Origin of the sequence: Variovorax sp. WDL1, from assembly GCF_001541225.1 — a bacterium.
Classification (GTDB): domain Bacteria; phylum Pseudomonadota; class Gammaproteobacteria; order Burkholderiales; family Burkholderiaceae_C; genus Variovorax.
Genome location: NZ_LMTS01000158.1, coordinates 172,467 through 195,171 on the forward strand (window position 1 = coordinate 172,467; position 22,705 = coordinate 195,171).

Genomic DNA, 22,705 nt, shown 5'->3' on the forward strand with positions numbered 1-22,705 from the left:
CATCGAGATCGACGTCGGCAGCCTGCCCGCCTCCAGCATCCTGCACGCATTCGGGCCCGGGCACCTCGAACCCTCCGGTGACCTTGCGGAAGTCGGAGACGCGCTGGTCATCATCGGTTTCCCGCTGGGCTTTCATGACACGGTCCACCACCTGCCCGTGGTGCGAAGCGCATCCATTGCCTCGGCCTTCGGCGTGCGCTTCCAGCAGCAGGGCTATTTTTTGACTGACGCCCGCACCCATCGAGGCAGCAGCGGCGCCCCGGTGCTGCGGCGCAGCCACTCCCCGAACGCGGACAGCTCGCACCTACCCTGGCAACTGCTGGGGGTGCACTCCACGCGCATGGACATGCGAACCCGGGACCTCGTGCAGGACGAATCGCTCGGCCTCAACTGCGCCTGGTACGCGGACGTGCTCATGGCCTTGACCGAGCCGCCTGCGGGCACGACGGAAGCCTCGATCGCTCGCGCGATTCGCTCCGCCGCCGGCTCCTAGAGCGAGCTTGCGTTCGCCGCCTCGGCTTGCTTGAAGCGCCCCAGTGCCCTGTGACCGCGAGGGGTGACCGAATGAACGGTGGCCCAGACCGCGCGGCAGCTCTCTCGCCACTTGGGCAGCGTCGCCGTCACCATTCCGGCGGACTGGAGCCTCGCCACCTTCTCGATGTCGGCCAGGTCGGTGATGCATACCGGCAAGGCGCTCAAGCCCAGCATGTGAAGCAGATGCATCGGCATCGCTCCTCCTTGGACGTCGAACTGAAAGGTCATTGGAGGTCTCGCAAGGCAGGCTCCTCTGGGTCAGCCGAGGCGCGGTGCTGGCGCCGGAAGCGAGTTGTCGGGACGCTTGGGACGGCGTGAGGCCAGTATGGCCCTATTCCGTCGTCGCGGGTACTTTGGGTGTCTGGGCAGCACGCGCCTTTGCCTGGCGCACGGCACCCCGTCGCGAGGGCGCCGCGCAATGCGTACGGGCGTAAAAAAGCCCCGTCTGGCGGGGCTTTGGGGTCCTGGCGGAAACGGAGGGATTCGAACCCTCGATGAGGCTCTACACCCCATACTCCCTTAGCAGGGGAGCACCTTCGGCCACTCGGTCACGTTTCCAGGAAGCCGCAATTATGCCAGCTTAAGCGGGCGGTTGATCGAGATCGAAGGCCTTGTGCAGGGCTCGCACGGCGAGTTCCATGTACTTTTCGTCGATCACGACCGAGGTCTTGATCTCGCTGGTGGAGATCATCTGGATGTTGATGCCCTCCTCGCTCAACACGCGGAACATCTTGCTGGCCACGCCCACGTGGCTGCGCATGCCGATGCCGACGATGCTGACCTTGCAGATCTTGGTGTCGCCGACGATATCGCTCGCGCCGAGCGTGGGCAGTACCTTGTCCTTGAGCAGGTCGACGGTCTTGGCGTAGTCGTTGCGATGCACCGTGAAGCTGAAATCGGTGCGCCCGTCCTTGCTCAGGTTCTGGATGATGACGTCGACCTCGACGTTGGCATCGGCCACGGCGCCGAGGATGTGGTAGGCGATGCCCGGCTTGTCGGGCACGCCGATCACGGAGATCTTGGCTTCGTCGCGGTTGAACGCAATGCCGGATACGACGGCTTGTTCCATGTTTTCATCTTCCTCGAATGTGATCAGGGTGCCCGAGCGGGCCTCTTCCTTGATGTCGATGTCCCAGGGCGTGAAGCTCGACAGCACACGCAGCGGCACCCGGTACTTGCCGGCGAACTCGACCGAGCGGATCTGCAGCACCTTGGAGCCGAGACTCGCCATCTCGAGCATTTCCTCGAAGCTCACCGTGGTCAGGCGACGCGCGTCCGGCTCGATGCGCGGGTCCGTGGTGTAGACGCCATCGACGTCGGTGTAGATGAGGCACTCGTGCGCCTTCATCGCAGCCGCGATCGCGACGGCCGAGGTGTCGCTGCCGCCGCGGCCCAGCGTCGTGATGTTGCCCGCGTCATCGACGCCCTGGAAGCCGGTGATGACCACCACCTTGCCTGCATCGAGGTCGGCGCGCACACGCTCGTCGTCGATGCTCTCGATGCGGGCCTTGGTGAAGGCGCTGTCGGTCCTCACTTGCACCTGCCAGCCGGCATAGCTGACGGCCTGCACGCCCTCAGCCTGCAGCGCGATCGCCAGCAATGCGGACGAGGCCTGCTCGCCGGTGGCGGCCAGCATGTCGAGTTCGCGGTTGTGGTCGTCGTCGACCTTGCTGGGCGCCAGCTCTTTGGCGAGGCCGAGCAGGCGGTTGGTCTCGCCGCTCATGGCGCTCGGGACCACGACCATCTGGTGGCCGGCGCGTGCCCACTTGGCGACGCGCTTGGCGACATTCTTGATGCGCTCGGTCGAGCCCATCGACGTGCCGCCGTATTTATGAACGATCAATGCCATGGGTGAAGTCAAGGAGAAGGATTCGGATGCCCGCCGCAATGCCGGCATCCGGCGCCTTGTCGCATGCCCGTTATGCCGGTATGCCCAGGTTATCTGCTCAGAGCAAGGCTGCAGGCTGCGACGGAGGCCGGGCATTGTACCAATGCAGGAGGTCTCCCTCGCGCTGGACGTAACCGTCCGCAACCTTGAGTCGGATGCGGTGGCCGCGGGTGCTGCAGGCGTCGATCTGGTCGAGCAGTTGTTCGAGCTGGGCCTCGCTGGGCACCGCGTCGTGCTCGCGCTTGAGCCAATGGCGCAGCACGTTGGCGAGCCGCTCGCGCGGCAAGGCACGCAAGGCTGCCAGGGCGGGCGGCGAGCCTGCTGCCGCGATGTCCGAAGCGGCGACCTCGGCCAGGAGCCGCGAGGCCCTGGCGGCGTTGCGGGCGGAGCGCGCGAAGGTCTCGCGAAACTGCGGCAGCGTCGCGGCCAGCGCCGGCAGCAACTGCAGCCTGATGCGGTTGCGCGTGTAGCGCAGGTCGGCGTTGCTGGGGTCATCGACGTGGGCGGTGCCGCTGCGGGCGATCCATTCGCGCAGCGCGACGGCCTGCACCTCCAGCAGCGGCCGATGGAAGTTCACGCCATGCCGCTGCATCTGGCGCGGCATGCCGGCCAATCCGTCGAGGCCGGCTCCGCGGCCGAGCGCGATGAGCATGGTCTCGACCTGGTCGTCGGCATGCTGGGCCAGCGCGACATTGCCGAGCCCGTGTGCCCGCGCCAGCGCCGCCAGCGTGACATAGCGCGCGCGCCGCGCTGCGTCTTCAGGACTTTCGCCGGGCGCATGCCGAGCGTCGACGCGCCCCACGCGCAGGGGCACGCCCAAGGCCTCGCAGGTCGCGACGCAATGCGCTTCGAAATCATCGGCCGCCGCCTGCAGGCCGTGATGCACGTGCAGCGCCTGCACCTGGCCCGGCCAGAGGCCTGCAGCCGCATGCAGCAAGGCGGTGGAATCGGCGCCTCCGCTGTAGGCAATGCCCAGCGGCAGCGGCGCCGCCCAGGACGCGAGCGCGAGGGCGGCGGGATTGTCCATCAGTCATGTGGCGGCCCTTTCGCGGGCCGCGATCACTTGGCGCTGTCGGCCTTGGTATCGGCGAAGCGGCCGTAGCTCTGCAGGCGCTCGTAGCGGCGCTCGAGCAGTTCCTTCGGCCGCAGATCGGCGACCTGGCGGAACGCATCGTTGAGCGCGCGCTTGAGGAAGGCGGCCATTTGCCGGTGGTCGCGGTGCGCGCCGCCGACCGGCTCGTTGACGATCTTGTCGACCAGGCCCAGCGCCTTGAGCCGGTGCGCGGTGATGCCTAGCGCGTCGGCCGCTTCCTGGGCCTTGTCGCTGGTCTTCCAGAGAATCGAGGCACAGCCTTCGGGACTGATCACCGAGTAGACCGAGTACTGCAGCATCAGCACCTGGTCGCCGACCGAGATGGCCAGGGCGCCGCCGGAGCCGCCCTCGCCGATGATGGTGACGATCACCGGCACCTCGAGCTGCGCCATCTCGAAGATGTTGCGGCCGATGGCTTCGGACTGGCCTCGCTCCTCGGCATCGATGCCCGGATAGGCGCCCGGCGTGTCGACGAAGGTGAAGACCGGCAGCTTGAACTTCTCGGCCGTCTTCATGAGCCGCAGTGCCTTGCGGTAGCCCTCGGGCTTGCTCATGCCGAAGTTGCGCGCGGTGCGCTCCTTGGTGTCGCGGCCTTTCTGGTGACCCAGCACCATGCAGGGGGTGCCGTTGAAGCGCGCGAGGCCGCCGACGATGGAGAGGTCGTCCGCGAAGTGGCGGTCGCCATGGAGCTCGACGAAGTCGGTGAAGATCTCGTGGACGTAGTCGAGCGTGTAGGGGCGCTCCGGGTGCCGGGCGATCTTGGTGATCTGCCAGGGCGTCAGGTCGCTGTAGATTTCCTTGGTGAGCTGCAGGCTCTTCTTGCCCAGCTGGTCGATCTCTTCCGAGATGTCGACCGCCGATTCGGTCTGCACATAGCGCAGCTCTTCGATCTTGGATTCGAGCTCCGCGACGGGCTGCTCGAAGTCGAGAAAGGTTCGTTTCGCCAACGTCTTCTCCTCTTGTCAGTATGCGACCACCGGCAGGGGGTCGAGCGATCGCCAAATATACCAAGTCGCGACGCTGCAGTAAGGGGCCCAGGCGACGGCCACCTCGCGCGCGTCGCTGCGGCTGACCGGATCGCCCGAAAAATAGCTCCGGCTGATGCCCGTGATCAGCCCGGCGTCGTCCAGCGGAAGGACGTTGGGGCGCATCAAGTGGAAGATCAGGAACATTTCGGCGGTCCAGCGGCCGATGCCGCGGATCGCAACGAGCTCCGCGATGATCATCTCGTCGGACATGTCTTCCCAGGCATCGACGTGCACAGCGCCGGAGTCGAAGTGCAGGGCCAGGTCGACCAGGTACTCGACCTTGCGCGCCGACAGGCCGGCAGCGCGCATGTCGTCGACCTTGAGCTTGAGCACGTTCCCCGGCGTCATCTTGCGTGGCAGCGCGGCGAAGCGGTCCCACACCGATTGGGCGGCCTTCACAGAGATCTGCTGGCCCACGATGCTGCGGGCCAGCGTGGTGAAGGCGTCGCCGCGCGATTCCAGGCAGGCGTCGCCGAACTGCGGGATCAGCCGCTTCATGACGCGGTCTTTCCTCGCGAGGTGCTTGCAGGCCTCTTCCCAGTAGGGGGGCGTGTGGATGTCGATGATGGGGGACTTCTTTGCGACAGGCATTGTGGTGCTCATGCCCTCACTTGACGGTGGTCCAGGTGGTGCCGGCCGGCGAATCCTTGAGCACGATGCCCTGCGCCAGCAGTTCGCTGCGGATGCGATCGGCCTCGGCGAAGTTCTTCGCCGCCTTGGCCTCGGCACGGCGCGCGATCAGCGCCTGGATCGAGGCATCGTCGAGGACGCTGCCAGCCTGCAGGAAGGCCTGGGGGTCGCCCTGCAGCAGGCCGAGGCAGGCGCCCAGCGCCTTCAGCAGGCCCGCGGCTTGCGCCGACTTCGTCCTGTTCACTTCCCCGGCCAGGTCGAAGAGCACGGCCACGGCCTCGGGCGTTCCGAAGTCCTCGTCCATCGCGGCCTTGAAGCGTGCCGCATGAGGCTCGGCCCAGTCGATCGCAACCTCGGCAGGTGCCACCAGGTGCAGCGCCGTGTAGAGCCGCTTGAGCGAGGCGCGCGCATCGTCCAGATGCACATCGCTGTAGTTGAGCGGGCTGCGGTAGTGCGCGCGCACGACGAAGAAGCGGATCGTCTCTGCATCGAACTGCTTCAGCACGTCGCGGATGAGGAAGAAGTTGCCCAGGCTCTTGGACATCTTCTCGTCATCGATGTTGATGAAGCCGTTGTGCATCCAGATGCGGGCCAGCGGCTTGCCGGTCGCGCCCTCGCTCTGCGCGATCTCGTTCTCGTGGTGCGGGAACTGCAGGTCCATGCCGCCGCCGTGGATGTCGACGGTCTCGCCGAGCAGCTGGCAGGCCATGGCCGAGCATTCGATGTGCCAGCCGGGCCGGCCGGGGCCGAACTGGCTGGTCCACTTGACCTCCTCGGGCTCGGCAGGCTTGGCACTCTTCCACAGCACCGGGTCGAGCGGGTCCTCCTTGCCGTCCAGCACTGCCACACGCTCGCCGGCATGCAGCTCGTCCAGCGACTTTCCGCTGAGCTTGCCGTAGCCGGGGAACTTGCGCACCGCGTAGTTGACGTCGCCATTGGTCGAGCGGTAAGCCAGGCCCTTCTGTTCCAGCGTGGCGATCATCGACAGCATCTGCGGCACGTACTCGGTGGCGCGCGGTTCGTGCGTGGGTCGCTCGATGCCGAGGGCGTCGGCGTCCTCGTGCAGCGCCTGGATCATGCGGTCGGTGAGCGTGCGGATGCTCTCGCCGTTCTCGACTGCACGCCGGATGATCTTGTCGTCGATGTCCGTGATGTTGCGCACGTACTCCACCGCGAAGCCCGAGGCCTTGAGCCAGCGCTGCACCACGTCGAATGCGATCATCGAGCGCGCATGGCCGAGGTGGCAGTAGTCGTACACCGTCATCCCGCACACGTACATGCGCACCCGGCCGGGTTGCAGAGGAGAAAAATCCTCCAGTTCACGCGACAGCGTGTTGTAAATGCGAAGGCTCATGAGACAGGGGAACACCGGGATTCGCCCGCGCGAGAAGGCGAGCGAAAAGATTTTTTTCAGGGGTGAGGATGCTATGGCAACGAGGGGATGAACGGAGCCCCTCGGCTACAATCCCGCGTCAGTATAAACGGCCGGTTCCGTTATTTTCCCGGGTGTTTTCGAGGCCCGCGTTCCCCCTTCATCTCTCGAGGCTCATGAAGCACGCCGCTGCCCCCTCCCCCTCCTTCATCCCGCGATTCCTGTCGGTTCTCCTGCTCGCCTTTGCCGCGGCCGCGGCGCACGCCGACGACTACCTCGACGTCAACACCCTGCTGCGCCAAGGCAAGTCTGCCGAGGCGCTGGCCAAGGCCGATGCCTACATCGCCGGCAAGCCGCGCGACCCGCAGATGCGCTTCCTGCGCGGCGTGATCCTGACCGAACAGGGCAAGCAGGCCGAGGCGGTCACGGCCTTCACGCAGCTCACCCAGGACTTCCCCGAATTGCCCGAGCCCTACAACAACCTGGCGGCGCTCTATGCCGGCCAGAGCCAGTTCGACAAGGCGCGCGCGGCGCTCGAGATGGCGATCAAGCTCAATCCGAACTACGCCACCGCGCACGAGAACCTGGGTGACGTCTATGCGCGCCTCGCCGGCCAGTCCTACGGCCGCGCGCAGCAGCTCGAGACCGGCAACACCGGCATTGCCCCCAAGCTCGCGCTGATCCGCCAGTTGTTCAGTGCGCCGGGCAGCGGTTCGCTGCCGGCCGCGGCGGCCGAAGCCCGCAAGCCGGTGCGCCGCTAGCCCGCTGCCTGTCCGCGGCGCTGCCCGGGGTCGCCGCCTTTCTCCAGCCCGTCCTACTTCTTCACCATGCACATCCTTTCCCGTCGCACGGCACTGATCCTCGTCTCGACGCTGAGCCTGGCAGGCGCCGGCTGGGCGCAACAAGCTGCGCCGCGCGTCAAGCTCGCCACTTCGGCCGGCGACATCGTGGTCGAGCTCGCACCCGACAAGGCGCCCAGGACGGTCGAGAACTTCCTGCAGTACGTGCGGGACAAGCATTACGACGGCACGGTGTTCCACCGCGTGATCGACGGCTTCATGATCCAGGGCGGCGGCTTCACGCCCGAGCTGCGGCAGAAGCCCACGCGCGCCCCAGTCCCGCTGGAGGCAAGCAACGGCCTGAAGAACGACAAGTACACGATCGCGATGGCGCGCACCTCCAATCCCAATTCGGCGACCTCGCAGTTCTTCATCAACGTGAAGGACAACGCGATGCTCAACGCTCCCAATCCTGACGGCCACGGCTACACCGTGTTCGGCAAGGTGGTCGCGGGCACCGAGGTGGTCGACAAAATCCGCGCCGTGCGCACGGGCAACAAGGGCGGCATGCAGGACGTGCCGCTCGAAAGCGTCACCATTGAATCCGCCACCGTGGCGAAGTAAGCCAATCAACAAGGAGCCCTCATGAGCAACCCCCAAGTCGAACTGCACATCAAGGACCAAGGCGTCATCACGCTCGAACTGGACCAGGACAAGGCGCCCAAGACGGTCGAGAATTTCCTCGCCTACGTGACCAAGGGCCACTACGACAACACGGTGTTCCACCGCGTCATCCCGGGCTTCATGGTGCAAGGCGGCGGCTTCGAGCCAGGCATGTCGCAGAAGCCGACGGGCGCCGAGATCCAGAACGAGGCCAACAACGGCCTGAAGAACGACAACTACACGGTGGCCATGGCCCGCACCAACGCGCCGCACTCGGCCACGGCGCAATTCTTCATCAACGTGGCCGACAACGGCTTCCTCAACCACACCGCGCCTTCCGCCCAAGGCTGGGGCTATGCAGTGTTCGGCAAGGTGGTCGGCGGCAAGGAAGTGGTCGACAAGATCAAGGCGGTGAAGACCGGCCGCAAGGGCTTCCACGACGACGTGCCGCTGGAAGACGTGGTCATCGAGAAGGCTGTCGTCAAAGGCTGAAGATGACGGCTTTCGCCGAGCTCGTGGCTCCCGCGGCGTGGCGCACGGTCGATCTGATTTCCGACCTCCACCTGCAGTCCTCGGACCCGGCGACCTTCGACGCGTGGCGCGGCTACCTGCAGACCACGCCGGCGGACGCGATCTTCATCCTCGGCGATCTGTTCGAGGTCTGGGTCGGCGACGACGCGGCTGCCGAGCCGGGCTTCGAGGCGCAATGCGCAGAGGTGCTGCGCGAAGCCGGCGCGCGCCGGCCGTTGTTCTTCATGCACGGCAACCGCGACTTCCTGCTCGGCCCCGCCTTCGCCGCGCAATGCGGCATGCAGCTGCTCGACGACCCGACAGTGCTGGCCCTGCATGACAGCCGCTGGCTGCTGAGCCACGGCGATCTGCTTTGCCTCGAGGACACCGAGTACCTGCGCTTCCGCGCCGAAGTGCGCGCCCCGGCCTGGCAAGGCGCCTTCCTCGCGCGGCCGCTGGCGCAGCGCCGCGCCCTCGCCCGCTCGATGCGCGCGCAGAGCGAGGATCGCAAGCGCAGCCCCGGCATGGTCTGGGCCGATGTCGATGCCGAGGCCGCGCGCGCCTGGCTGCGGCAGGCCGGCGCGACGACGCTGATCCACGGGCACACGCACCGGCCGACGACTCACGCACTCGGCGACGGCCTCGAGCGCATCGTGCTGAGCGACTGGGACCTGAAGGCGCATCCGGCGCGCGCGCAGCTGCTGTGCCTGTCGAGCGCGGGCGCGCAACGGGTCGATCTGCGCTGATGTTCGACTGGCTGCGCGGGCTGCGCGCCCCGCCTCCGATTCCCGATGCGGCGTGGCAGGCCACGCTGCTGCGCTACCCCTTTCTGGTCGAGCGCGCCGGACGCGATGTGGAGCGCCTGCGCCGCCTCGCGGCGGAGTTCCTGCGCGACAAGGAATTCCATGGCGCCCATGGCTTCGCCATCACCGACGAGGTCGCGCTCGCCGTGGCGGCGCAGGCTGTGCTGCCGGTGTTGCACCTGCCGGGCGGCCTGCGCTGGTACGACGATTTCGTGGGCATCGTGATCCACCCTTCCGAGGCGGTGGCGCGGCGCAAGACCGTCGACGAGACCGGTGTCGTCCACGAGTACGACGAGATCCTGGCCGGCGAGGCGATGGACCGCGGCCCCGTGATGCTGAGCTGGCAGGACGTGCTGGCGGGCAGCGTGACCCAGGACGCGGGCTACAACGTGGTGATCCACGAATTCGCGCACAAGATCGACATGAAGAGCGGCGAGGCCGACGGCTGCCCGCCGCTGCCGGCCGGCTTCGCGCGCACGTCGACGGCGCGCGAGGCGCGACTCGCGTGGTTCGCGGTGCTGCAGCCGGCTTACGACAATTTTCGCGAGAGGACCATCGTCGCCGAGCGCTTCGGCGGCCAGGCGCCGTGGCTCGATGCCTACGGCGCCACATCGCCGGGCGAGTTTTTTGCCGTGGCCTGTGAGGCCTACTTCGTGAACCGCACGAAGCTGGCGTCCGAGTTCGCCGGGCTGGTCGCGCTGTTCGACGAGTTCTTCAGGCGCCCGGCCTCGGCGGTCTAGCCAGCAGCAGGCGCAGGCGCCCTTACCGTCACTTGCGCAGCAACGCCTTGAGCGCGTTCTGCAGGCGGCGCGCCGAAGCCGCGTCGTGCGCGGCGGCGAGCACCGTGCCGGCATCCTGGCCCCAGGTCTGCGCCGGCGCGGGATCGCCGCGCCGCGTCAACAGCTTCAGCTGCAGGGCGCGACGCGCGTCCAACTGTTCGGCCGGCGTCGGCACCTCGGCCGCCATCTCCAGCCGCAGCAGGGCCTCGGCGGCGGCATCGGACTTGGCCGAGGGGCCGGAGGCCAGGGCCTGCGACCACTGCCCGCGCACGGCAGGCGAGACGACACGGCCCAGTTCCTGCACGCTGGGCAGCTTCGACGCGTCGCGCTGCTCCCACGCCCCCAGCACCTGGGTCAAGGCCTCGCCATGCGCCTGGGCGGCAAGCTTGCGCAAGGCCTGATCTGCACGCTCGAGCGCTTCGCGCTGAGCACGGAAAGCGGCATCGCCAAGGCGCGGGCCGCGCTCCTCGCGCGGCGGACGGTCGCCGAAGCGGCCGGCGCCCGGGCCCCGTTCGCCGGGTCGCGGTGGCCGCTCGTTGGCGCGGCCGGGCGGGCCGCCGCGTCCATCGCGGCGATCGCCGCCGAAGCGGCTGTTGCCGCGCCCAGCAGGCAAGGCCTCGGCCTTCCTGTTGCCGGGCCGGTCGTCGCCGCGCACTGCGATCACGGGCTTGGGTGCCGGCTTGGGCGGCGCCACGGGCGTTGGTGCGGCGTCTGCGTCTGCCTCGGCCTTGCCTGCGTCGGCGCGGGCCGACGCATCGGCACCGTCGGCCGGCGCCACCAGGTCGGGCGTCGGCGCCGCGACTTCGTCGGCGGCTGGTGGAGGCGAAGCCTCGGCATCGCCCGACGCGGGCGCCTGCTCGGCACTCTCGCCGAACTCGGCCGCCGCCTGGCCCGGCGCCACCACCTCGGTCGCGCCCACGGACGGACCGTCCACGGATGCGGGTTTGTCAGCGGCCGCGGGCTTGGGTGCGGGCGGCGCCTCGCCGCGCAAGGCGGCTTCGAGTTGGGCCACGGCAGCACGGATCTTCTGGGCATCCCCCGTGGCGTTCGCCGCTTCCAAAGCCTTCGAGACATCGAGCACGTAGCGGTCGTGCTCGCTCATCGCAGCCGCCGCCTTCTCGCGCTCGGCGCTCTTGCGGTTGAAGGCCTCGTCGATCGGGGCGCGGAAGGCGTCCCAGAGCTTCTGTTCCTGCCGGCGGTCCAGCGGCACGGTCTGCGCCTCGGCTTGCCAGCGCTGCTGCAGGGCCTTGACCGCATCGATGCGCAGCATCGGCGCGGCGCCGAGCTCGGCGGCCTCGGCGATCATGCCCTGGCGACGCTCGATGCTGGCCTTCTGTGCGGCCTCGAAAGGCCCACGCGCGGCACCGAAGGCCGCGTTCCACTGAGGCTGGAGCTCGGCGAATACCTTCTCGCCCACATGGCCCGCATCGCGCCAGCGATCGGCGAACTGGTGCAGCGCCCGGTTGTAGGCCTTGAGGTCGGTGTTGCCGGCCTGCGCCTCGGCCCAGGCCTTGACCTCCTCGATCAGCGCCAAGCGCTGGGCACGGTGCTCGGCCGCATCGGCGCGCACCTTCTCGAGCCAGGCCTCGACGACCTTGTGGGCTTCGTTGCAGGCCTCGTCGAAGCGCTTCCACAGCGCATGGTTGGGCACGCCACCCTGGTCGGCCTGCTTCCATTGCTCGCGCAGGCTGCGCAGCGTCTCCTGCATCTTGCGGCCGCCCAGGGCCTGGCCCTCGGGGCGCTTGAGCAGTGCCTCGGCCTTGGCCACCAGTTCCTCGCGCACCTTGTCGGCGCTCCAGCGCTGCCAGCCTTCGAGCTCGCCAGCGGCCACCAGGGCCGCATGCACGCGCGCCTCGAGGGCCGCGTCGACCATCTTGCCGTGCTCCTTGAGCACCGCGCGCAGCGCTGCCGCAGCACCGGCGCTGGCCTTGCCGTGGCCCTCGGCGGTTTCCTGCTCGAGCTTGGCAAGCGCGGCTTCCACAGCCGCCTGGGCGGCGGCCCGCTTCTCGGGATCGACCTTCGGCACCGGCGGCTTCTGGACGGCAGGCGGTGCCTCGGGCGCACCGCCGCGCGCCACCCGCAGTTCGTCGGCCCACACCGGAACCGGCGGCAGGGGCGCCGCCGCATCCTCTGCTGCGGCCACGGTCTGCGCGAGTGCCTGGTGGAACGCATCGGACACCACCAGCAGTTGTGCCCTGGACGATTCCAGCTGCGGCGCGAACTTGGCGTCCAGGCTGCTCCAGTTGGGGTCGGAAGCGATCTCGTCAGCCTGCTGCTGCCAATGCACCACGTCGGCGCGCAAGGATTCTTCGGCAGCCTGGGCATCGCGCCAGCTCTTGGTCGACAGCACCTCGAAGCGCTGCGCCAGCAGCACGGCCGCTTCGCGATGCACCTGGGCACGGTGCTGCAGGTCCTCGATGCCCTTCACGCGCTCGGCGAGGCGGGCCTTGAAGCTCGCCAGCGGCTCGCGCGACAAGGGGGCGCCCGCCTTGGCGGCGTCGCGTTGCCAGGCCAGCGCATCGGCGATGTTGAGCTTGGGCTGGGCCAGCAGCGCTTCCGCCTTCTGGGCCCATTCGGCGGCGATGGCCTCCTGGCCGCGGGCGCGCTTGAGCTCGTCGAGCTTCTCGCGCAGGAGGCGCGCGGCGCCCTTGTCGCGGCCGCTCAGTTCCTTGAACACCTCCTGCATCTGCTCGGGCGCCGGATTGCCCGCCAGCCAGTCGCGGATGCGCTGTGCACGCTCCCCCGAGGTCGGTGCAGTGAAGGCGCCGCCCGTCATCGTGTCGAGGGACTGGAGGTCGTGGGGCTTGGTCGATGTTGAAGTCACTGCGCGAATAAACCTGATCTGTAGAGGAAAAGCGAAGGCGCCGGCATTTGCCGGCGCACCTCGCTATTTTCGCCGACTTGCGGCGCGTGAGGTCAGCGGGTGGCCAGATTCAGTTCCGCACCCGGTTTCCAGTCGGCGTCGCCGGCCCGGGTGCGCACCGCGCCGAGGAACAACCGCTCGCTGGGCAGCTTCTGGGCCAGCAGGTAGTCGCGCACCGCGGCGCCGCGCTCGACGGCGAGCTGGCGTATCGACTCCTCGTCGACCGGGATGCTGGCCATCAGCAGGTCTTCCATCTCCTTGGTCGGGATGTCCCTGGCCAGGCCGATCATGTTGCGGGGCTTGGTCTTGAGGTCGGCTCGCTTGTACACCGCGGCCAGCAGCTCGGGGTACTCCGCGTCGGTGACAGGGGCTACATCGGCCGCATTCTGGTTGCCACGCACCGCAGCTCGGCGCTTCTCGCCCTGGGCCAGCTGGCGCAGACGCTGGCGCTGATACGCCTCGCGCTCCTGCTCGAGGCTGGCGGTGCCCACCACCGTCATGCGCAGCCCTGGCCGGTCGTTGAGCGCCTTGGCCACCTTGTCCAGGCTCTGCTTCGCGTCCGCCGACAGCGCCGCACTGCCGGGCGCGAAGGCGATGGTGCTCGAATCCCCGCCGCCCCCGCCCAGGCCGCCCGTCAGCAGCGCGAAGGGCGCGGTCGCCGCCTTGACGATCAGGTTGACGATCGCCTTGAGGATGAGCGGACCGAGGCTGAACTGCGGATCGTTGAGCGACCCCCGGATCGGAAAGTCGATGTCGATCACGCCGTTGCGGTCGGCCAGAAGGGCGACGGCAAGCCGCACCGGCAGGCTGTTGGGCGCACCCTGCACCTCGTCCCCGAACTGCAGCTGATTCAGCACCAGCTTGTTGGTGGCGGTGAGCTGGCCGTCCGGCGCAATCTTGTAGTTCACGTCCATGCTGAGCTTGCCGCGCTCGATCCCATGGCCGGCGTAGCGCACCGAATAGGGCGACAGCGGTGGCAGATCGAGCTCGCGCATCTTCGCCGTGACGTCGAGCTCCAGCGGCTTGGCCAGCGGGTTGAGCTTGCCGGTGATTTCCAGCGAGGCCGTTTGCTGGGCCTTGCCGCGCAGCTCGAGGTCTGCCAGCGCCGGCCTGTCGCCCTGCGGCTTGGACGAGAAAGCGCTGAGCTTGCCGGTCAGCTCGCTGAGATCGGCCGAGTAGTTGGGCTTGACGAACAGGTCGCTGAAGTCGATGCGCCCATTGACCAGGTTGATCGGACCGAAATTGATGACCGGCTCGGGACCGCTGCTCCCTGCCTCCGGCGCCCTCGCCGGCGCAGCGGGAGCCGCGGCAGCGAGCGGCGTGGGCTGCCCGCCGGCCATCGCCTCCGCGGAGGCCGGTGCGCCGCGGGCTTGCGCGGCGGGCGGCCTGGCGATCGTGGTCGTGGTCGTGGTCGTGCCGCCGAGGCTGCGCCTCGTGCTGGCCTCGCCGGCCGGCACCGGCTCCCCAGGCTTCCTGGTCAGGTCCTGCAGGTTGAGGCGGCCGTTCGGGTCGATGATCACGCGGGCGAAGAAGTCGGTCAGCGCGGTTTCGCGCACGTCCACTGCCAGCGGCGCCTTGGGCACCAGGTTGACCTGCAGTCCGCGCAGGCTCAGGGTCTTCCAGCTCAGCAACTGGTTGCTGCGATTGGCGAGGCCGGCCGACTGCGTCAGTGTCGCGCTATTGGCGCGGAAGTCGTCCAGCGTCGTATCTCCGGCCAGCTTCACGCTCATGCCTGCAGGGGCGGCGGTGTACTTGACCGTGCCACGGTAGCTGGCAAAGGCGCGGCGGATGTCGATATTGAGCGCGTCCGCGTAGTAGGCCTTGAAAGCATGCGCCGGGATGGAGGCCACTTCCAGCCGGCCCTCGGCCGCCACCGGATCGAGGACCACCGTGCCCTTGTAGTCGAAGCGCCCGGGCTCCGCGCGGCCGGCCGCGATACGCCCGGACAGCTGCAGCGGCGAGGCGGTGGAAGTGTTGGGCGAGATCTTCTGGGCGTTGAGCTTCAGGGCGCTGATCTCGAAGGCGACCGGCGTCGCGTCGGCCTTGTCCGAATAGGACAGCGCGCCGTTGTCGATCGCCACGGTGCCGATGGACAGTTCCCATGGCTTGGCGTCGGCACCGGCTGCCTTCGGATCCTTGGGCGCGGCGACCTGGGCGTCCGTGCCGGCGTTCTGGCCGCCGGGCCGTGCCTTGAGCCAGCGCTCGAACATCCAGCGCTTGTCCTTGTCGCGCTCGACCTGGACCTTGGGGCTGCTGGCGCTGAACGAGGCAATGCTCAGCGTGTGCTTCGTCATGTCGACTTCGGCATCGACCAGCTCGAATCGTCCCACGCTGGCCAGGGCGGTCTTGGCCTGGGTCAACGCCAACCCGTCCAGGGCGACGCGGCCTGCCTTGAACTTCAGCTCAGGCTGGTTCCATGCAACATCGATCTTGCCGCTCAGCTTGCCATCAAGCGTGGGCTCCAGGCTCTGCGCCAGGTACGGAGCAGCCAAGGACAGCGGCAGGGCCTCGACTTCGGCCCGCACCTTCGCGACCTTGTCGGTCGCCTCGCCGCCGAACTTGAGGGCGGCACCACCCACGGCGGTGGTTCCGTTGAAAACGGCCGGCTTCTCCATTGGCCAGACGATGGCGCTTGCATCGACCTGGAGCTGCTTCATGTCGATCGCCGCCGCCGGCTGGACGCTCTGGTCCCGCCACCCGATCTCGCCGCCGGACAGCGCCAGCTTGTCGACCTGCACGCGCCAGCCCGGCCCCGGCGCCGCGGGCGTGGCGCCGGCCTCGCCGTTCGGCGGACCGCCGGGGGGCGGCGCCTTCTCGGCCGCCCCGGCTGCCTGCCCGGCAGGCAGCAGGTTGAGCCGGCCGGCCGCATCGCGCGCCACCACCAGCCGCGGCGCCGCCAGCGCCACCTCGCTCAGGTGTACCACGCGCTCCAGCGGCCGAACGTCGGCCAGCGCCAGCTTGAGCGTATCGAAGCGAAGCAGGTCGCGCGCCTTCGAGTCCGCCAGCTGGATGCTGTGCGCCGCCACGGTCCCGGTGATCTTCAGGCCAGTGGTGGTCGTCTGCGCGAAATCGATCTTCAGGTCCGCGTCCAGCTTGCCTGCCTGCAGGGCGACCGGCAGGCCGCCGGGGATGTAGCCCAGGTAAGGCGCCAGGTCGAGGTCCCTGAAGCTGATCTGCGCATCGGTCTTGCGGTCATCGGCAAAAGGCGTGCTCAAGGCCGCCGAATCGAAAGCGCTGCCGTTGAGCACGAAAGCCAGTTTCGGCTCGGTCGTGATCTCGCGCTGCGAAGGCAGGTTGCTCAGGAGCGGCACCCTGAGCACGAGGTTGCGGAGCTCATGCTTGCGCTTGACCGCCTGGTCGTCGAAGTCGACCGACCCGTTGGTGATGGCGATGTTGTAGACCGCGAAGCGCGGCGGCTCGCCCTTGGGCGCCTCCGGGGCGCTGGCCAGCTTGGCGAGGATGTCGTCGATGTCGTATTTGCCATCGGCCTGGTGCGTCAGCAGCACGGCGGGAGCGTCGATGGTGACGGCGTCGATCACGGGGGCCAGCCGCAGGATCGACTGCAGTTCGGCATCGGCATAGATGCGACCCACGGCAAATTGCGGCCGGCTGCCGTCGGCCGTCGCGATGCGCAGGTCGTCGAGCGCGAGTTCGAGGGTCCAGGGCTTGAAGTCGATCTTGCCGACAGTCACCTGGCGCCCCAGTTTCTCGCTGGCGATCTTCTGGATCTGGCTCTTGGCAATTGGCGGCACGGCCAGCCAGGCAACAACCCAGAACACGAGCAGCACCAGCACGGCCAGCACCGCTCGCCGCACCCACTTGTTTTGTTTCAGCGAAGCAGCATTCATCGGACGGCGAGTGTGCCCCAAACCCATCAAGCTTCCCAGAAACAAGAAAGCCCGGACGCCTGACATAACGTCCGGCCTCCGGGCTCGATGGCGGGCGCCACGCCCATGCCATCTTTTCGCTCGACCGGAAGTTGGATGTTCCGGTCTGCTGGCAGCAAGAGATTGCCACCGTAGGGCCTCGGCCACTGAACCGTTAGAGGGTTTCTCTCCCGGCTACCGGACTTCGGTTGAACGCCTGAAGATTCAGGCCACCACAGCGTAGGCGCGTTGTGACGAGAATGCAAATGAGCTTTTCGATGGATCCACGCCAGGCAATTTCCCCTGCCTCCGTAAGCTCCGTTTAGCATAAAGTATCGCTTCCTTATTCTTGACCGGGTATTAAGCGCCTCCTAAAATCTGCGCTACCCCGGCCCCTCATTCCTGGCCGGGACTGCCCTATACCTGCTGCCGAGTTCTTTTGGCTTAATCAGGCAACGCGCCCCCTCATCCACGCGCGGCACCTGACTCGTACCCATCCACAAGCGCCGTCGCCTTCGACCATCGCCCCCCAGGCTTTGCGACCCAGGTGCCGCACAGAAGGAGGAAGAGCGATGAAACAGGCGTTTGACGCCACAGCCCGCGGGCTGCGGACTTTCATGTCCGACGTGGCCGAAGGCTTTTTCGAAGTGACCCACAACGGCTTTGCCCTGCTCGGCCTGGCCATCGTGTTCGGCGTGTTGGCCCTTGCCGCGCGTCCGGATCTGCGCCAGTCGGGCGAAGAGCAGCTGATGGGCTGGCTCCAGTCGCGCAAGCCGCCGCCCGAGGTCTCCGACCTGGAGCCCACGGCCATCGACCGCACGACTGCGGCCAGCCCGCACGAGTTGCCAAAGCCGCAGGCCGCCGTCGCCTACTGGCTGAGCAAGAAGTACCGCGTGGCGGTCGAGCCGTTGAGCGTGCTGGTGTCGGAAGCGTTCGACATCGGCAAGCGGACCAAGCTCGACCCCACGTTGATCCTGGCGATCATGGCCGTCGAGTCCAGTTTCAATCCCTTCGCCCAGAGCCATGTCGGTGCCCAGGGCCTGATGCAGGTCATGACACGCGTGCACGGCGAGAAGTACGAAAGCGCCGGCGGCACCCTCACCGCCTTCGACCCCGTGACCAACATGCGTGTCGGCGTCAAGGTGCTGCAGGAATGCATCGCGCGGGCGGGCTCGCTCGAAGGCGGCCTCAAGTACTACGTGGGCGCAGCCAACCTGCCGGACGACGGCGGCTATGCGGGCAAGGTGTTGGCCGAGCATGCGCGGCTGCAGCTGGTGATCGCCGGCCGTGCGCCCTCCACTGCCCCCACGCCGCCCGGCATGCGGGCGCAGCCTCTGCCAGTGGTCGCGCCGGCCAAGCCCGAAGGCGACTCGCAGAAGGTGGCGCTGGTCTCGGATCTTTAGGCCTTTTTACAGCGGCGCCCGAACCCGTCGGCTACACTCGCACGGCACGCGACTGGCGATAGGCGCCGCACCCCTCCAGGTGCCATGCGCTGACGTGGATGACCACTGGGAAGCGTGCCGCCTGCGGCGCACAGCAGGCGTTCCGCCGTTCGCCTGGGCAGCCCTTGTTTGGTTGAAGAACAAGGACCATCCGTCTTAAAGGACTGCCATGTACAACCGCCAGATCCTGGTCGAACAGACCGATCCCGAAATCTGGGCCGCCATCCAGGCCGAGAACACGCGCCAGGAACAGCACATCGAGCTGATCGCGAGCGAAAACTACGCCTCCCCGGCCGTCATGGCCGCGCAAGGCTCGCAGCTCACCAACAAATACGCCGAGGGCTACCCCGGCAAGCGCTACTACGGCGGCTGCGAGCACGTCGACGTGGCCGAGCAACTGGCCATCGACCGCGTCAAGCAGCTCTTCGGCGCCGACGCGGCCAACGTGCAGGCCCATTGCGGCGCCTCGGCGAACGAAGCCGTGATGCTGGCCTTCCTCAAGCCCGGCGACACCATCATGGGCATGAGCCTGGCCGAAGGCGGCCACCTGACCCACGGCATGCCACTGAACATGAGCGGCAAGTGGTTCAACGTCGTGAGCTACGGGCTCGACGACAAGGAAGAGATCGACTACGACGCGATGGAGCGCAAGGCGCACGACGCCATGCCCAAGCTGATCATCGCCGGCGCCTCGGCCTATTCGCTGCGCATCGACTTCGAGCGCTTCGCCAAGGTGGCAAAGGACGTCGGCGCCATCTTCATGGTCGACATCGCCCACTACGCGGGCCTGGTCGCAGCCGGCGTGTATCCCAACCCCGTGCCGCACGCGGACGTGGTGACCTCCACCACCCATAAGAGCCTGCGCGGCCCGCGCGGCGGCATCATCCTGATGAAGTCGCAGCACGAGAAGGCCATCAACAGCGCGATCTTCCCGGGCCTGCAGGGCGGTCCGCTGATGCACGTGATCGCGGCCAAGGCCGTGGCCTTCAAGGAAGCGCTGTCGCCGGAATTCAAGACCTACCAGCAGCAGGTCGTGAAGAACGCGCAGATCGTGGCCGAGACGCTGAGCGCGCGCGGGCTGCGCATCGTCAGCGGTCGCACGGAAAGCCACGTAATGCTGGTCGACCTGCGCGCCAAGGGCATCACCGGCAAGGAGGCCGAGAACGTGCTGGGCAGCGCCCACATGACGATCAACAAGAACGCCATCCCGAACGATCCCGAGAAGCCGATGGTGACCAGCGGCGTGCGCATCGGCACGCCCGCCATGACCACGCGCGGCTTCAAGGACGAGGAGGCGCGCCTCACCGCGAACCTGATCGCCGATGTGCTGGACAACCCACGGGACGCCGCCACCATCGAGGCGGTCCGCGCCAAGGTGCACGCGCTGACCAGCCGCTTCCCGGTCTACCGCTGACCACGCGCATGGCGTCCGCATGAAGTGCCCTTTCTGCGGTCATCTCGAAACGCAGGTCGTCGAGACCCGTGTGTCGGAGGATGCCGACTTCGTGCGGCGCCGCCGTCAGTGTGGCACCTGCGAAAAGCGCTTTACCACCTACGAGCGCCCGGACGTCAATTTCCCGGTGGTGGTCAAGAAGGACGGCAGCCGCGCCGACTTCGACGCCAAGAAGGTCCGCGCCTCGATGATGCTGGCGCTGCGCAAGCGGCCCGTGAGCATCGAGCAGATCGACCATGCGCTGCTGCGCATCGAACAGAAGCTGCTGTCCAGCGGATTGCGCGAGATCGATTCGACCAAGGTGGGCGAACTCGTGATGCGCGAGCTCAAGCGCATGGACAAGGTGGCGTACGTGCGCTTTGCCTCGGTGTACCGCAGCTTCGAGGACGTGGACGAGTTCAGGCAGCTGCTGCGGGATATCTGACTTTCTGACAAAAGCTCGCCGTCGTCGTGAGATGGCGCCAGAGTTCGGGGCTCAACGGCTTCACATGGCCTCCCAGCGGCCCCTTCTTCCTCTTCCCTGACTCCCAAAATCGCCAGCTGAGTCGCCATCTCGGCGACCTCACTGGAGGTAGTGGTGCAGTCGAGTATTCAGCGGCGCAGGCGAGCATCGGGCTTTTCTCTGATCGAAGTGCTCGTGGCACTGCTGGTGCTTTCATTTGGCTTGCTCGGCATGGTCGGGCTGCAGGCAATGGCCTTGCAGAGCAACCGCGAAGCCCGTCTGCAATCAATCGCCGTTGATCTGGCACGCGAACTGGCCGAAATGATGCGCGGCAACAAGAACATCGCGACGCTGGCCACCTCCAATCCCTATATCGGCGATTTCTCCGCTCCGCTGACTCCTGCGACAGTCTCCGACTGCTTGTCGGTCGGCTCATCGTGCGCCAGTCCAACGCTGGTAGCCCACGCCGAGATGACGGACTGGCTGGCCCGTGTGGCCGAAATCCTTCCCGGCGCACGCGTCAAGGTCTGCCTGGACACGGCACCGTACGACGACAACGGATTGCCGCGTTGGGAATGCAAGGCGAGCACCACGAACGATCTTCTTGTCATCAAGATCGGCTGGAGCCACCTGTCCACCAAAGCCGACCAACAAGACCGGACGATTCGCGCGACTGCAACAGACGGTACAAGCCGGCCTGGCGTCATCCTTCCCGTGACAGCGGGCAGCACCACACCATGAAGCACGCATCCCGTCGCCCTCCCCTTCCAGGCCGCTCTCTGCTGGCTGGCATGACGCTCGTCGAGCTCATGGTCGCCATGATGGTGGGCTTGCTGATCGTCCTGGCGGCGACTTCTGCATTGCTCGCGGCGCGTCGGGGTTTCACCACTGTCGACTCGGCTTCGCAATTGCGTGACAACGCGCGATTCGCCATCAGTCTCATCCAGCGTTTGGCAGTTCAAGCTGGCTATCGGGACGTGTCCAATGCCGCAACGAAACGCACCGCCACCGTCGCATCAAGCGCCAACCCACTGCCCTACGTGTTCGGCTTCGACAATGCCTTGGCAAACAGAGATTCGCTGGACAACGGCAAAGCGCGGCCCAAGGGGTCTTTCGGCGATGTTCTCGTTCTGCGTTACCAGCCCACCGAAACCGTGCCTGGCTCGGGGGAGGCGGATGCGGGAATGATCGATTGCGCTGGACAGCCGCCCGACAAGCCAGCGAGCAACCGGGACGACGCGCAAACCAGCGTCTTCTTCGTTGACAAGTCCAACGACGGCGAGCCGACGCTCAAATGCTATCGCTCCGATACGGGTTCACCGTCTTTCGATTCGGCGGTGCCGCTGATCCGCGGCGTTGAAAACTTTCAGGTGCTGTACGGCGTCGACGGCGTAAAGGCCAACACCGCCATCGATCCCACGGACACCACTTTGACTCCAGACACTGTTCCCGACAGCTACCTCAGTGCCAGTCAGTTGACGGTCGCAGGCGATACAGCAGCCACTCGGGCCAACTGGAGACGCGTGCGGAGCGTGCGCATCGGACTGGTCCTGCGCAGCGACGCCGCATCGACCCAGAAATACGAAGCACGGACGATTTTCCCCCTCGGCGGTGCCAGCTTCGCCTCCGCCGATGACTTCGGCAGCCAATACGAGGCGCCAGCCGATGGCAGGCTGCGGCAAGTGGTCACCTTCACGGTGCATCTGCGCAACGACCAGGGAGAGTAGATATGAAGCAACCACTGCATGCCCCATGCGCAAGTCACCAGGGTGGCGTTTCCCTGATCGTGGTGCTGCTGATCCTGATTGTCGTTTCGGTCCTGGGCGTCGGCGGCGCTCAGATTGCCCTGTTGGCGGAGCGCGGGGCACGTAACGATCGCGACATGCAAGTGGCGTGGCAAGCCTCGGAAGCAGCGCTGCAGGACGCGGAATTCGACATCCACGGCCCAGGCACCGGCAATCGCAGTGCTGTTCTTGGTTCGCTCCAGAAGACCGACATGTTCGTCACCGGCTGTGGAAAAAGCTTGGCAGAGGTGCCTTCGGGCGCCATCGATACGCTGGGACTGTGCGCCCTCCCCGTCAGCGGAAAGCCGGCTTGGCAGACGGTGAATTTCACAGTTACTGGCAACGACGCGCAAACCATCGAGTTCGGCCGTTTCACCGGCAGAAGCTTCGCAGCCAACGAAAGTGCCAACAAGGGTATAGAGCCGTTCAAGGCACCTCGCTACGTGATCGAGCCCATCCCCGATCCTGGTGAACGGGATCTCTCCTTGCCCAGCAAATATCTCTTCCGAGTGACGGCCATGGGATTCGGACCGCGCGAAGACATCCAGGCAGTGACCCAGATCATCTACAGAAACTAGCGTAGCCACGCTCTTCCTTATGTTCGACTATCTCTGGCCTCCAACGTTCCCAACACGGTGGGGCCGGTTGCAAACTTGAACCAGGCCTTGCCTGCCGATGCTTCACCAGCCTGCGCGACAGAGGACGTTACATGCACCTTCAGCGGGATCAAGGAAGTTTGGTATGGCGCTGGAACTCAATGGGCCGTGGCACCGGCA

The 22,705-nt window shown here is 67.0% G+C and carries 19 protein-coding genes, 1 tRNA gene, 1 pseudogene and 1 riboswitch; of the genes and pseudogenes, 12 read left to right on the forward strand and 9 right to left on the reverse strand.

The window, feature by feature from the left end; all coding sequences use genetic code 11:
- Window positions 1-493: pseudogene (locus tag APY03_RS44275) on the forward strand (serine protease); the annotation flags it as partial.
- On the opposite strand, the gene APY03_RS21425 reads toward APY03_RS44275, so the two are convergent.
- The 7 genes from APY03_RS21425 to cysS all read right to left on the reverse strand — a co-directional run bounded on the left by APY03_RS21425 (window position 490) and on the right by cysS (window position 6,527).
- On the reverse strand, window positions 490-723 hold the full coding sequence (locus APY03_RS21425) for a hypothetical protein (protein ID WP_146039379.1): 234 nt from the start codon (window positions 721-723) through the stop codon (window positions 490-492). The pseudogene APY03_RS44275 and the gene APY03_RS21425 sit on opposite strands and share 4 nt — an antisense overlap.
- 276 nt (window positions 724-999) lie before the next feature.
- Window positions 1,000-1,092 (reverse strand) — tRNA-Ser (locus tag APY03_RS21430).
- Window positions 1,093-1,114: 22 nt separating this feature from the next.
- Window positions 1,115-2,383, reverse strand: coding sequence for an aspartate kinase (locus APY03_RS21435; protein WP_068679803.1), 1,269 nt, complete (start codon window positions 2,381-2,383; stop codon window positions 1,115-1,117).
- A gap of 97 nt (window positions 2,384-2,480) precedes the next feature.
- Window positions 2,481-3,449, reverse strand: coding sequence for a tRNA lysidine(34) synthetase TilS (gene tilS / locus APY03_RS21440; protein ID WP_068679805.1), 969 nt, complete (start codon window positions 3,447-3,449; stop codon window positions 2,481-2,483).
- A 32-nt stretch (window positions 3,450-3,481) separates the two neighbouring features.
- On the reverse strand, window positions 3,482-4,462 hold the full coding sequence (locus APY03_RS21445) for an acetyl-CoA carboxylase carboxyltransferase subunit alpha (protein ID WP_068679807.1): 981 nt from the start codon (window positions 4,460-4,462) through the stop codon (window positions 3,482-3,484).
- A 15-nt stretch (window positions 4,463-4,477) separates the two neighbouring features.
- Entirely contained in the window at window positions 4,478-5,146 is a 669-nt protein-coding gene (locus APY03_RS21450) for a DNA-3-methyladenine glycosylase family protein (RefSeq protein WP_443082839.1), read from the reverse strand.
- A gap of 4 nt (window positions 5,147-5,150) precedes the next feature.
- Window positions 5,151-6,527 (reverse strand): cysteine--tRNA ligase, encoded by a 1,377-nt coding sequence (cysS, locus tag APY03_RS21455; RefSeq protein WP_068679811.1) that lies wholly within the window; start codon window positions 6,525-6,527, stop codon window positions 5,151-5,153.
- 194 nt (window positions 6,528-6,721) lie between these two features.
- Here cysS and APY03_RS21460 point away from each other — a divergent pair, with 194 nt between their 5' ends.
- From APY03_RS21460 to APY03_RS21480, 5 genes are all read left to right on the forward strand, one after another.
- Entirely contained in the window at window positions 6,722-7,306 is a 585-nt protein-coding gene (locus APY03_RS21460; protein ID WP_068679813.1) for a tetratricopeptide repeat protein, read from the forward strand.
- Window positions 7,307-7,372: 66 nt separating this feature from the next.
- Window positions 7,373-7,948 carry a peptidylprolyl isomerase gene (locus tag APY03_RS21465; protein WP_068679815.1) on the forward strand — a complete coding sequence of 192 codons (576 nt, stop codon included), beginning with the start codon at window positions 7,373-7,375 and terminating at the stop codon, window positions 7,946-7,948.
- Window positions 7,949-7,969: 21 nt separating this feature from the next.
- Window positions 7,970-8,479: a peptidylprolyl isomerase gene (locus APY03_RS21470; RefSeq protein WP_068679817.1), complete on the forward strand. Its 510-nt coding sequence runs from the start codon at window positions 7,970-7,972 to the stop codon at window positions 8,477-8,479.
- A 2-nt stretch (window positions 8,480-8,481) separates the two neighbouring features.
- A complete protein-coding gene (locus APY03_RS21475; RefSeq protein WP_068679819.1) occupies window positions 8,482-9,243 on the forward strand; it encodes a UDP-2,3-diacylglucosamine diphosphatase in 762 nt (253 codons plus the stop codon).
- Window positions 9,243-10,040 (forward strand): zinc-dependent peptidase, encoded by a 798-nt coding sequence (locus APY03_RS21480; protein WP_068679821.1) that lies wholly within the window; start codon window positions 9,243-9,245, stop codon window positions 10,038-10,040. Before APY03_RS21475 ends, APY03_RS21480 begins: the two co-directional genes overlap by 1 nt.
- Window positions 10,041-10,068: 28 nt before the next feature.
- Here APY03_RS21480 and APY03_RS21485 read toward each other — a convergent pair whose 3' ends face one another.
- Both APY03_RS21485 and APY03_RS21490 read right to left on the reverse strand, forming a co-directional pair.
- A complete protein-coding gene (locus tag APY03_RS21485; RefSeq protein WP_068679822.1) occupies window positions 10,069-12,903 on the reverse strand; it encodes a DUF349 domain-containing protein in 2,835 nt (944 codons plus the stop codon).
- 92 nt (window positions 12,904-12,995) lie between these two features.
- Window positions 12,996-16,790: a DUF748 domain-containing protein gene (locus APY03_RS21490; RefSeq protein ID WP_068679824.1), complete on the reverse strand. Its 3,795-nt coding sequence runs from the start codon at window positions 16,788-16,790 to the stop codon at window positions 12,996-12,998.
- A gap of 590 nt (window positions 16,791-17,380) precedes the next feature.
- Here APY03_RS21490 and APY03_RS21495 point away from each other — a divergent pair.
- From APY03_RS21495 to APY03_RS21520, 6 genes are all read left to right on the forward strand, one after another.
- Window positions 17,381-18,211, forward strand: coding sequence for a lytic transglycosylase domain-containing protein (locus APY03_RS21495; RefSeq protein ID WP_068679826.1), 831 nt, complete (start codon window positions 17,381-17,383; stop codon window positions 18,209-18,211).
- A 38-nt stretch (window positions 18,212-18,249) separates the two neighbouring features.
- A riboswitch (ZMP/ZTP riboswitch) is annotated at window positions 18,250-18,377 on the forward strand.
- A 42-nt stretch (window positions 18,378-18,419) separates the two neighbouring features.
- Window positions 18,420-19,664, forward strand: a complete 1,245-nt coding sequence (gene glyA, locus APY03_RS21500) for a serine hydroxymethyltransferase (protein ID WP_068679828.1) — start codon at window positions 18,420-18,422, stop codon at window positions 19,662-19,664.
- A gap of 19 nt (window positions 19,665-19,683) precedes the next feature.
- Entirely contained in the window at window positions 19,684-20,127 is a 444-nt protein-coding gene (gene nrdR, locus APY03_RS21505) for a transcriptional regulator NrdR (protein WP_068679830.1), read from the forward strand.
- A 153-nt stretch (window positions 20,128-20,280) separates the two neighbouring features.
- The gene (pilV, locus tag APY03_RS21510; RefSeq protein ID WP_232081085.1) at window positions 20,281-20,886 is read left to right on the forward strand and encodes a type IV pilus modification protein PilV; all 606 of its coding nucleotides are present in this window, start codon (window positions 20,281-20,283) and stop codon (window positions 20,884-20,886) included.
- A gap of 50 nt (window positions 20,887-20,936) precedes the next feature.
- Window positions 20,937-21,872: a PilW family protein gene (locus tag APY03_RS21515; protein ID WP_068679833.1), complete on the forward strand. Its 936-nt coding sequence runs from the start codon at window positions 20,937-20,939 to the stop codon at window positions 21,870-21,872.
- 2 nt (window positions 21,873-21,874) lie between these two features.
- Entirely contained in the window at window positions 21,875-22,507 is a 633-nt protein-coding gene (locus APY03_RS21520) for a pilus assembly PilX family protein (protein WP_068679835.1), read from the forward strand.
- Window positions 22,508-22,705 lie beyond the last annotated feature (198 nt).